The organism is Planococcus sp. A6 (assembly GCF_028823615.1).
Taxonomy (GTDB): Bacteria; Bacillota; Bacilli; order Bacillales_A; family Planococcaceae; genus Planococcus.
This window is the reverse complement of the sequence record NZ_JAPEHT010000034.1, coordinates 19,231-29,358: the sequence shown is the minus strand read 5'-3', so window position 1 is coordinate 29,358 and position 10,128 is coordinate 19,231. Positions and strand designations below refer to the sequence as shown.

Sequence of the window (10,128 nt, the reverse complement as noted above, 5' to 3'; positions counted from 1 at the left end):
GCCTCTCCTTAATGGAGAAGGCTTCCTGAAATTAATGTAGCATCGTCGCCTGTTTGAATGGACGCAAGAATATCTTCGTACAGCCGTCTAGGCGCTCCGGCTCTTCTCATCATCGCTTTTGGATTGCGTAAATCCACGCCATCTGAGTGAATCAGGAACAAGTCATTTTCCAAATACGTGTAAAGCTGGGTTTTCAGCTTTTGGGGCCTTCCCGAGAGATAGCCCATTACAGGTAGCGGATAAATCACTTCATCTGTTTCTCTTCTATAAAGATAGAAACGGATATTGCCGACACAACTGTATTCCAAGGTGCGTTTCTTAAAGTCCACTTTAAAAATAGCGACCGCTGCGCCACGTTTTTGCATCATTAAACCATTGAAGCGGTTCATCAATTGATCGATTGTCTCATGATGATATTCTTTCAGGATTTGCGGGATGACCTGTGACGATTCGCGTGCTACAGGCCCACTTCCCAAACCATCGGCTACGGAGCAAATAAAGTATTCATCCGTCAATACAGTGAAATAACTGTCGCCAGATTCGTAATTCCCTTTTTTTGCTGCGTTGTAGGCATAGGCTTCCACATTTTCATGGCGAATTTCTTCCACTAGGAAACCCCGCCGGCGGCCAAAATGGCTTCCTGAAGCTTTTTGATGGCTTTTCGTTGAAGGCGCGAAACGTGCATCTGGGAAATACCCAGGCGGTCGCCCGCTTCCTTCTGGCTCAGCTGCTCTATGTAGGTGTATTGGATGATCTGCTTTTCCCGATCGGAAAGGACATTCATCGCTTCCGCCACGAGCATGCGCTGATCCGCTTTTTCGTATCCATCATCTTCTTGGCCGACTACGTCAAACAATGTAACCGTACTGCCGTCCGAATCCGCCTCGAGAGAATGGTCCATGGAAAGCGCTTGATAGCTTTTGCCCATCTCCATCGCTTCCAAAACGTCGTCTTCATCAACATCCAGATATTCAGCGATTTCCCACACTTGTGGGGAACGCTGAAGTTCTGTTGTCAACACTTCAACCGTCGCTTTGATGCGCGGCCCCAGTTCTTTTATGCGGCGCGGCACATGGATTGCCCATGTTTTGTCACGCAAAAAGCGCTTGATTTCGCCGATGATGGTCGGCACCGCGAAAGCTTCGAAGCTGCGGCCATAAGATGGATCGTAGCGCCGGATCGCACCGAGCAAGCCAAGCATGCCCACTTGTGCGATGTCTTCGTGATAAGATTTGCCGTTTGAATACTTACGGGCAATCGATTCCACGAGACGGCGGTAATTAAGGACTAGGTTTGTCTGTGCTTCCTCGTCCTCTGTTTTTTGATAAGCTTCAATCCATTCCAGTACCTGTTCTTTCGTTGGCTGATTAGGATGAGATTGTTTCGACATCCTCTTCCACCCGCTCTCCTTCAACATGCTTGGTCATAAAGACAGTAACGCCTTCCTGATGATGTACTTTCACTTCATCCATAAGCGTTTCGATCAAATACAGGCCGAGACCTCCTTCGCGCAGGAACGCTCCTTCTTCCAGGCGTTTCGATCAAATACAGGCCGAGACCTCCTTCGCGCAGGAACGCTCCTTCTTCCTGATCGTGATAAGGGCCCACTTTTGCTTTAGTTTCTTCAAAGTTGAAGCTTTGGCCGTGGTCGGCTACCATGATTTCGATTTTATCTTCATATAATGCACACCCGATGACAACTTCGCCTTCTTCGCCTTCTGAATAAGCGTGTTGGACGGCGTTTGTCACTGCTTCACTTGAAGCGATCTTCAAATCTTCAATATCATCAAATGAAAACCCAATGCGGCTTGCAAGGCCTGAAATCGTCAGACGGGCAACGCCTACGTACTGGGATTTGGCCGGGACTCGCATCTCTACATAATCGAAAGGACGCATGATTAATTCCCACCCTTCCCGACTGCTGCTTCAATATCCATAATGTCGCCTAGGCCCGTAATATCGAAAAGGCGCTTCAAGCGGCTCGAGAGGCCAGTGAGTTTCAAATGGCCGCCTTTTGCATTGATGGATTTATAGAACGCGACAAAAACGCCCAAGCCTGTACTATCCATGTAGTCGACACCGGATAAGTCCAATTCGGCATTCAAGCCCTCTTGTGCCTGGTACGCTTCTAATTTTTCGCGGAGTACCGGTGCTGTATGCGCATCGATTTCCCCGTGAATATCGCCTTTTAATTTATTGTCATTTTCTGTCAAATTAACTTGAATATTCATCTCTATATGACACCCCGTTTTGTATGATTCAATTCGGCTGAAAAAAAGCCATTCTAAGCTTTCTTACCCGCTACCCAATGACTTTAAACATCGAATTAAACCTTCTTGTAAACCACTAAAGTGAAATCATCCTGTAGTTCTGCATTTTGCATTCGTTCAAGTTCATCGTAGACATGTTGGACAATCGCTTGAGCCGGTTGCCCTTTCTTTTGCTCAATCAATTTATAAATGACTTCGCGCTCGATAAAGCCTTCTTCTGTACGGCCTTCTGTCACGCCATCCGTCATCATGATGACCATATCGCCTTTTTCCAAGGTGACGGAATGCTCTTCATAAACCGCGGCCGGCGAAACGCCGAGCAGCAAGCCTTTTGCTTCGAGTTCATCAAATTCTCCTGTATTTGCACGATAAAGAATGGCAGGCTCATGCCCGGCCGACCCGTAAGTGAGGCTGGCTGCTCCTGCATCGTAATTTGCATAGAACATCGACACGAACATCGAGTCGTCGACACTTTTTTCGACGATCCGGTTGATGACGCCGAGCACATCTTTTGGCGAGGCGTGTGAGCTGTTCAAGCTGTCCATCCCGAATTTGATCATAGACATGCAAAGAGCTGCCGGCAGGCCTTTACCGATGACATCGGCAACGGCTACGCCAGCGTATCCATCGTAATCACTGACAAAATAAATATAATCCCCGTTCATCTTCTTGGCCGGGATCGACAGTAAGCCGATATCCAGCCCATCAAGCGACGGCAATTTTGTCTTGAGCAAAGTTTCCTGGACATTGGCTGCCAAGTCCATTTCCACTTTCAACTCTTCCTGGCGCTTCAGCAAACTTTGGCGTTCTTGCAGGGCCAACCCGTAATTGATCATCATTTCGATCAGGAAATCGAATGAATGCCAAACAACATCCGGGAGATCGCTATAGAGCTCCCGGATGGCTGCTTTGTGCATACTGATCACTTCTTCCGGAGAAATATTCTCCAGAATCAGTTGCCTGCTGAAATTTTGGCCGACGTACAGATTTTGCTCCGTCTGCTTTTTTACGTATTCGTTCAGAATTTCCTGATACTGTGCTTCAATGTGTTGAGGCATTTAGCGTTCCCCCTAGCGGAGCCACTTCGTAGCCCGTATATCTGTCCCTTCGCCTTGGATCGTTTCGATTTTGAAATCATCCATCAAGCGCTTGACACCCGGCAGGCCTGCACCCAATCCTCCTGATGTCGTAAAACCGTCTTCCATTACTTTTCTGACATCCGGAATTCCCGGACCGCTATCGGCCGCGATGATCAAGATTCCCTTCATGCCATTTTCGGTCAGCTGCTGGATTTCAATCCTGCCCTGGCCGGCGTATAAATAAATATTGCGGGCAAGCTCGCTGATGGCTGTCGTGATCCGCGCTTGGTCCACTGTGCCGAAGCCGAGCTCTTTGGCGACATTGCGCCCGAGCTGCCGTGCCGCTACAATATCCCATTCCGTTAAGATTTCCACTGAGGATTGGTCGCTCATCTTCAAGCCTCCAATTCCAGTTGAAGTTTCTCCAAGCCGTTCTCTAGGTCAAGTGCCGTCATAACATCTTCAAGTCGAATTCCGAGCTCGATCAAAGTGATGGCAACTGCCGGCTGGATACCGGTAATAACCACTCTTGCCCCCATTAGGCTGGACATGCTGATGACATCCCCCAGCACTTTGGCAATGAATGAATCAATAAAGTCAATGGAGGTCAAATCAATGACCACTCCGCGGGCGCTGGTTTCGTGCAATTTAGTCAAAAGATCTTCCTGGAACTGCAAAGCTGTCTGGTCATCCAGTTCCCATTGGATCGAAACAATTAATGTATCTTTCAGTTTTAGAATTGGGATTCTCACATTCATACTTCCTCAACCTCCACAATTTTTCGGTTTGTCCAAGCCAACGCTTGTTCTACGCCGCGCTGCAATGTGCTTGTTGTCGTAAAGTCATTCAAGTTGATGCCGAGCGTTACAATTGTCTGGGCAATTTCCGGGCGGATCCCGACGAGCATGCATTTCGCCCCGACCAAACGCACGGCATCTGCGGCTTGGATGATGTGGTGGGCAACCATCGTATCGACGACCGGCACGCCGGTAATATCCAATAACACCACTTCTGCACGATGCTTGACGACACCGTCGAGCAGATTCTCCATAATCAATTTCGCCCGTTCCGTGTCAATCGTTCCGACGAGCGGCATGACAGAAACTTTGTCGAACACCGGGATCAGAGAAGCAGACAGTTCCTGCAATGCAATCTTCTGCAGGCTGACCGTGCGCTCCCAGGTTTTAGAGTACGTGTCGATCATACTGTTGCGAATCGGCGTGGCCCAATTCGCAAATTCATGGATAAATCCATCCATGTTGTTTGGATGGATGGTACCGGCATCACGCATTCCTTCGTAGACGATTTCAGCAAAATGATCGATTGCTTTTGTCATGAACGTGATGGACCAGCCAAGGCGAACCACTTTTTCGGCAAAATCCTGCAAGCGGTTTTCGTAGACCTGATGGCTTTCGAGAAGACTTGAAGTCATCAGCCCAGCGAATTCACGGCTCGTTTGGTTCACCATCTCTTCCGACATCACCTGGAAAGAAGGTTCGTCCTTCTCATCTCTCATCATTTGCTGCCATTCGGCAATGATGTCGGTCATGTTTTCTTGTATATATGTAGCCATTTGTTTGTTCATCTTGTCGTAAAACCCTCCCGGTGACCCTTGCAGCCACAATTTCATACTTGTCTATCCATTGTATCGGAAAACGAAGCATTTCACATCTTTTTTGATGAACCGTCCCGATTATGATGATTTTCTATACGAAAACACCCCGAGAAAAGCCATCTCGGGGTATTTCCATGGAGTATGTATGCTAAAACTTTACAAGTCCGACACTGATTTCCAAGGCTTCGTCCACCTTTTCCATCAACGCATCGTCCAGCTGTGTAATCTTATCGGTCAGACGCGATTTATCAATCGTCCGCAATTGTTCAAGCAAAATAACAGAATCACGCTCAAAGCCGTATTTTTTGGCGTTGATTTCCACGTGCGTCGGCAATTTGGCTTTCTGGATCTGGGCGGTGATCGCCGCAATGATCACTGTTGGACTAAACCGGTTCCCGATATCGTTTTGTATCACCAAGACCGGACGGGTCCCGCCTTGCTCAGACCCGACGACCGGTGATAATTCTGCGAAAAAAACATCCCCGCGTTTTACAATCAAGTTGTCACCCTCCGCTTACGAGTTGCACTGTCGTGTGCTCCGCTTCGTACTCAGCGTGCGAACATTCGCAGGCAATCGACAGGTTGATCTGCGACATTTCCACGTAGCCCTTGATCATCGCTTCCCGAATATGATATGAATCGTAGACATTTTTTGTTACCCGTTGAGTGGATACGTAGATGAATTCACCGTTCTCCTCAATGCGTTCATCTGAATGGGCAGTAAGCTCCGACATGAATTGCTTCGGCAACTTGACTACCACTTCTTTCGTCTTTGACTTCTCGTACACAGCCGACACCTCCGAAAATCCCGATCTCTGTCTAGTTTACCTTCTCATCTTACCATTGAATCGTTCGACTGAAAAGGCGATCCGGCATTTTTGGTGCCATTCACATAGACGCGCGGAACCCGCTTTGTCAAAATACAAGGGATCTCATAGGGGATTGTGCCCAGCTTTTCGGCCCATTCGTCGATCAAGACTTCCTCTTCCCCTTGGCGGCCGATCAACTGGACCGGTTCTCCGACAGGAAGCTGTTCTTTCAAGCGGATCATGCATTGATCCATGCAGATGCGCCCGACAATCGGCACCCGTTCGCCGCGCACCAGGACTTCCTGCCCTTGCAAGCCGCGCAGCATGCCGTCCGCATAGCCAACAGGAAGCGTGGCAATCCATTCTTCCTCTTCACTCCGGTACGTGGCGCCGTAGCTGATCGTCGCCCCCGGCTGCACTCTTTTAATGTGGACGATTTCCGTTTCCAAGCCCAGTGCCGGCTCAAGCGCGATCGGCGAATGTTCGCCGACATAAGGCGAGGGCGCGATGCCGTAGAGCGAAATACCGATCCGCACAGCATCGCAAGCGACAGATGGATGCATGAGTGCGGCCGCGCTGTTCGACACATGAACCATGACTCCTTCCGGCAATTTCCCCAATACGCCGTTCATCCGTTCAACCTGCTGCTCAAAAAGTGTCGGGTCCTCATCGTCTGCTGCAGCGAAATGCGTAAAGATGCCATCGAATGAAAATTTTTCCGAAGCCAGTTTGGCAAATGCCGTCTCTGCTTCTCCAGGCTGTATCCCGAGGCGCCCCATTCCGGTATCGACTTTCAAATGGACGCGCAGCGGCTGCCCTGATACAGCGGATTTTTCAGCCGTCTCGATCCACTCGAGCGACAGAGCGGTAACGATGATATTTTCGCGCTGCGCGACAGGCACGAATGCAGCAGGCACTGCCCCCATTACGAGGATATCCTGTTCAATTCCCGCACGGCGTAATAACATCGCTTCGTCTGGCGTCGCGACCGCGAGCGTGCGGACGCCGTGTTCAATGGCGGTGCGGGCAATTTCTTCTGCCCCGTGGCCATAGCCGTCCGCTTTGACGACTGCGATCACTTTGGCGTCGCCAGCACGTTTTTGGAATGCCGCCAGATTATTGCGGATCGCTTCTAAGTTGATAACTGCTTTTGTCGGTCGATACATTTCCATAGTCTACACATCCTGTTCATTCGGTTTGCAAAACAACTTGCGCGGCAGCAAATTCTTTTGAATGGGTGATTGAAACAAACCCGCATTCCGCACCACGGAAAAACATGCCGGGTTTGCCATTTTTATCTTTTCTGATTTCCATATCCGAAAAAGGGCATGCTGCGCCTATTCCGGTGCCACGGGCTTTGGCGAATGCTTCTTTCGCCGCAAAACGCCCCGCCAAAAATTCGGTTCTGCGTTTATTCTTCAATAGAAGATATTCGGCAAGCTCCGATTCGGTCAGGACACGCTCGCGGAATTTCGAAGATCTTTCATCGAGCTTGCGGATTCTCTCCAGCTCGACAATATCAAGACCGATTCCTGTTATCATAAAGGTTTCTCCTTTCATTCGCAAATGGGTAACGGGTATAATAAAGCTATGAAATTGAGGTGACCTTATTGTTTATCAGAAGAGAAAGTTTTTCACAGTACTTAAGAATGTATCCCGTCGTCTCGACCTTGATCGCATTGAATGTCCTCATTCATCTGCTAACATTTTTGCCGATGCTTGGCGAATACATTTATTATTACGGCGTGGGGTCGAACTTCCACATCGCGAACGGCGAATGGTGGCGTTTTGTAACACCGATTTTCCTCCACGGCGGATTTATGCATTTGCTGTTCAATATGTTCTCGCTGTTCCTGTTCGGGCCAGAGCTTGAACGTTTGACCGGCAAGGTGCGTTTCATCACCATTTATATGCTGGCTGGCCTTTTCGCATCTGCAGCCACATATTTCCTGCAGCCGCTCGATTATGTACATGTCGGGGCAAGCGGCGCGATCTTCGGGATCTTCGGTGCGTTCGGTGCGCTCGTCTATTACGGCGGCCGTGCGTTGCCGCAACTCAAACAAATTATACTCCCGATTATCGTCATTAGTATAGTCATGACATTTGTGACACCGAACATCAACGTCACGGCCCACATCGCCGGCATGATTACCGGTTTCCTGATCGGCCTTAGCTATTTCCATCCGAAACGCATCGTCAGCTGGCGCGCCAAAAACCGCCGCTGACCTTCATGAAAAAACCCTCAGCCGAGTTCATTCGGTTGAGGGTTTTTCGTTGGTTCCTGATCGATTGCCTGGCGCTGCCTTGACGGCTCATACCAGGCCAGGATGCGTTCGGCATCTTCCCGTGCCAAATTGGGAACAAGCGCAGTGGCTCCGAGCATGCCAGATTTGATTGTTGCATGGACAGAAGCGACATCTCGGCGACGCTGGAAAATCGTCCGTGTCACCACGACTACTTGGATGCGTTTTTTCAGCATGTAAAAGCGGTGCAGGCTAATGCCGCGGAACTGCGCGGTCAATTGGCGCCCTGAAATGGCGTAACCCGCCGAACGATGCTGCCACAAGCCGATTGCAATGATGACCGGCACGACTGCAATCGCCCATAAGCCATAAGGATAAAAGAAATAGCCGAGCGCCGCGAATATCGGAACGAGCCAGCCGATCGACAGTCGGTAAAAGAACGGGCGGCTTCTTTTCGGCAAGCGGATCAATTCAGGTGACCAGTCGAAATCCGGAAACAGCTCATCCAGGACTGGCTTCATCTTCTCTTGCTTCACGAGCGGGAACAAACGGATCTTTTCATCTTTATCAGCCAAGGTCCCACCAGCGCTTTCGACCGTGACGTTGACATAGCCGAATAATTGGCGCAGTGGGTTTTGCGTCATTTTAATGCCTTGCACGCGGTTGAACGGCACAGAGACTTTTTTCTTCTCCAATAAGCCGCGTGTAATGTAGATCCGTTCATCATCAGCATGGATGGTGAATTGATAATTGGCAATGAGTGTCATGGCCACCGAAATGACCCACGCAAGCAATAGCCCGGCAAATACGGTCAATGCAACGACTAGATAGCCGAAACGCATAAACAGCATGACTTCTTCGTAGATTGCGTCGTAAGGAATCAATTCAGCAAACTGCGACAGGAATAAAGCGACACCGGAAATGACGACGCCGATCCCCCCGGAAGTCGTGGCGAGCACCAATAATTCCTTCATGCTCATCCGGTACAAGACACGCGCTTGTTCTTCCGCAGGCTCTTCGCGCGGCGGCTCGGCTTCGGCCGGCCCGTAGAGCTTTTCGCCAGCCGCCTCGGCTTGTGTGGCATAGCCACGCTTCGCCATATGCATTTCCTGTTCGATACGGTCGGCTTCCGCACGGTAAATGGCGGTCAGTTCTGCCTCCGACTGCCCCGCTTTTCCGGATCCTGCAGTTTCGACTTTGACTTTAACAAGCCCAAGCGGCCGGTGGAAAATCCCTTCCGTGTAATTCAAGCTTTGAATGCGCTCAAACGGGATGTAGCGTTTCTTTTTGACGAACAACCCGTATTCGATCCGCAGCTCCCCATCTTCAAACCAATAGACAAAGCGTTTCCATTTGATGATGCCGGCAATCAGCATAAACAGCAGGACAACACCGCCGATGAGTAGCGGCAATAAACCTTGCCAGCCTTGGTTGAACATGCCCGAGATCCCGTCCTCGCGGAATAAGTTTGCGCCGAAGATAATAACGAAAGGCAAGATCAATTCTTTTAAGCCTTTCAAGAAATTAATGAGTGCTGAAATCGGATGCAGTTTATAGCGCGTCTCAGACATCATCTTCCGCCACCCTTGCGAGCACGGAAATACGGGAGCGCAGTTCATCCGCTTCTTCCGTAATCAATGCTGGAATGGTATGGGTTGTCGCCGCAGTCGAAATGGAGATCTCCGACAGGTCATATTTGCGGAGAATCGGTCCTTGTTCGGTGTCGACATGCTGGACGCGGACCATCGGCACAAGCGTCCGTTTGACGATGAACAAGCCGTGCTGCAATTCGATTTCTTGGTCGCGCACTTCGTAGCGCCACCTTTCCCAACGGATTTTCGGGAATAAATAAACGAATAGAAAAGCAAACAGCACTAATAATCCGCCCGCTGCGGCATAGATCCAATTTGGCCAGTCGAAAAAATATGTAAGAGTGCCTACACCGGCCAACAGCACTGCGACGACCACTGTCTCGATCATTCCATAGAGGCGCCAGACAGTCAGCCCTTTTCGAGAGATCCGGTTTTTCGGTTGATGGTTCATTATGTCATCTCCAATCAAGAGTACTCTCTTCATCTATACGTTTCATGAACCGGAACGTTTCATTTCATT

At 49.6% G+C, this 10,128-nt stretch carries 14 protein-coding genes and 1 pseudogene; 1 reads left to right on the top strand and 14 read right to left on the bottom strand.

Translation table 11 applies throughout. The features are described 5' to 3' along the window. Positions 1 to 8 precede the first annotated feature (8 nt). The 12 genes and pseudogenes from ON064_RS07155 to acpS form a co-directional block, all read right to left on the bottom strand. Positions 9 to 608: a PP2C family serine/threonine-protein phosphatase gene (locus ON064_RS07155; protein ID WP_274624231.1), complete on the bottom strand. Its 600-nt coding sequence runs from the start codon at positions 606 to 608 to the stop codon at positions 9 to 11. Then, entirely contained in the window at positions 608 to 1,390 is a 783-nt protein-coding gene (gene sigB, locus ON064_RS07150; protein WP_058381769.1) for an RNA polymerase sigma factor SigB, read from the bottom strand. Before sigB ends, ON064_RS07155 begins: the two co-directional genes overlap by 1 nt. Continuing rightward, positions 1,368 to 1,896 (bottom strand): annotated as a pseudogene (rsbW, locus tag ON064_RS07140) (anti-sigma B factor RsbW). The gene sigB and the pseudogene rsbW overlap by 23 nt, the downstream one beginning before the upstream one ends. Positions 1,897 to 1,898: 2 nt before the next feature. Next, positions 1,899 to 2,231 carry an anti-sigma factor antagonist gene (locus tag ON064_RS07135; RefSeq protein WP_058381771.1) on the bottom strand — a complete coding sequence of 111 codons (333 nt, stop codon included), beginning with the start codon at positions 2,229 to 2,231 and terminating at the stop codon, positions 1,899 to 1,901. Positions 2,232 to 2,326: 95 nt separating this feature from the next. Beyond that, complete coding sequence (locus ON064_RS07130; protein ID WP_274624229.1) at positions 2,327 to 3,328, bottom strand: PP2C family protein-serine/threonine phosphatase; 1,002 nt, start codon at positions 3,326 to 3,328, stop codon at positions 2,327 to 2,329. A gap of 12 nt (positions 3,329 to 3,340) precedes the next feature. Continuing rightward, positions 3,341 to 3,742 carry an anti-sigma regulatory factor gene (locus tag ON064_RS07125; protein WP_058381773.1) on the bottom strand — a complete coding sequence of 134 codons (402 nt, stop codon included), beginning with the start codon at positions 3,740 to 3,742 and terminating at the stop codon, positions 3,341 to 3,343. Between the two features lie 2 nt (positions 3,743 to 3,744). Beyond that, entirely contained in the window at positions 3,745 to 4,107 is a 363-nt protein-coding gene (locus ON064_RS07120; protein WP_058381774.1) for an STAS domain-containing protein, read from the bottom strand. Further along, a complete protein-coding gene (locus ON064_RS07115; protein WP_121300972.1) occupies positions 4,104 to 4,934 on the bottom strand; it encodes an RsbT co-antagonist protein RsbRA in 831 nt (276 codons plus the stop codon). The genes ON064_RS07120 and ON064_RS07115 overlap by 4 nt, the downstream gene beginning before the upstream one ends. A 178-nt stretch (positions 4,935 to 5,112) precedes the next feature. Continuing rightward, a complete protein-coding gene (locus ON064_RS07110) occupies positions 5,113 to 5,463 on the bottom strand; it encodes a type II toxin-antitoxin system PemK/MazF family toxin (protein WP_058381776.1) in 351 nt (116 codons plus the stop codon). Positions 5,464 to 5,467: 4 nt separating this feature from the next. After that, complete coding sequence (locus ON064_RS07105) at positions 5,468 to 5,752, bottom strand: hypothetical protein (RefSeq protein ID WP_058381777.1); 285 nt, start codon at positions 5,750 to 5,752, stop codon at positions 5,468 to 5,470. Between the two features lie 44 nt (positions 5,753 to 5,796). Beyond that, positions 5,797 to 6,945 carry an alanine racemase gene (alr, locus tag ON064_RS07100; protein ID WP_274624228.1) on the bottom strand — a complete coding sequence of 383 codons (1,149 nt, stop codon included), beginning with the start codon at positions 6,943 to 6,945 and terminating at the stop codon, positions 5,797 to 5,799. Positions 6,946 to 6,961: 16 nt separating this feature from the next. Continuing rightward, positions 6,962 to 7,315, bottom strand: a complete 354-nt coding sequence (acpS, locus tag ON064_RS07095; RefSeq protein WP_274624227.1) for a holo-ACP synthase — start codon at positions 7,313 to 7,315, stop codon at positions 6,962 to 6,964. A 68-nt stretch (positions 7,316 to 7,383) separates the two neighbouring features. On the opposite strand from acpS, the gene ON064_RS07090 reads away from it, so the two are divergent. Then, positions 7,384 to 7,998, top strand: a complete 615-nt coding sequence (locus ON064_RS07090) for a rhomboid family intramembrane serine protease (protein ID WP_216969114.1) — start codon at positions 7,384 to 7,386, stop codon at positions 7,996 to 7,998. Between the two features lie 17 nt (positions 7,999 to 8,015). Here ON064_RS07090 and ON064_RS07085 read toward each other — a convergent pair whose 3' ends face one another. Next, complete coding sequence (locus ON064_RS07085; RefSeq protein WP_274624232.1) at positions 8,016 to 9,587, bottom strand: PH domain-containing protein; 1,572 nt, start codon at positions 9,585 to 9,587, stop codon at positions 8,016 to 8,018. After that, positions 9,580 to 10,059 carry a PH domain-containing protein gene (locus ON064_RS07080; RefSeq protein ID WP_121300969.1) on the bottom strand — a complete coding sequence of 160 codons (480 nt, stop codon included), beginning with the start codon at positions 10,057 to 10,059 and terminating at the stop codon, positions 9,580 to 9,582. Before ON064_RS07080 ends, ON064_RS07085 begins: the two co-directional genes overlap by 8 nt. Between the last annotated feature and the right edge of the window lie 69 nt (positions 10,060 to 10,128).

Coding starts and splice junctions, on each gene's coding strand:
- ON064_RS07085 (WP_274624232.1), bottom strand. CDS start 9,587: ATGTCTGAGACGCGCTATAAACTGCATCCGATTTCAGCACTCATTAAT.
- ON064_RS07120 (WP_058381774.1), bottom strand. CDS start 4,107: ATGAATGTGAGAATCCCAATTCTAAAACTGAAAGATACATTAATTGTT.
- ON064_RS07125 (WP_058381773.1), bottom strand. CDS start 3,742: ATGAGCGACCAATCCTCAGTGGAAATCTTAACGGAATGGGATATTGTA.
- ON064_RS07115 (WP_121300972.1), bottom strand. CDS start 4,934: ATGAACAAACAAATGGCTACATATATACAAGAAAACATGACCGACATC.
- alr (WP_274624228.1), bottom strand. CDS start 6,945: ATGGAAATGTATCGACCGACAAAAGCAGTTATCAACTTAGAAGCGATC.
- ON064_RS07080 (WP_121300969.1), bottom strand. CDS start 10,059: ATGAACCATCAACCGAAAAACCGGATCTCTCGAAAAGGGCTGACTGTC.
- sigB (WP_058381769.1), bottom strand. CDS start 1,390: ATGTCGAAACAATCTCATCCTAATCAGCCAACGAAAGAACAGGTACTG.
- ON064_RS07130 (WP_274624229.1), bottom strand. CDS start 3,328: ATGCCTCAACACATTGAAGCACAGTATCAGGAAATTCTGAACGAATAC.
- acpS (WP_274624227.1), bottom strand. CDS start 7,315: ATGATAACAGGAATCGGTCTTGATATTGTCGAGCTGGAGAGAATCCGC.
- ON064_RS07135 (WP_058381771.1), bottom strand. CDS start 2,231: ATGAATATTCAAGTTAATTTGACAGAAAATGACAATAAATTAAAAGGC.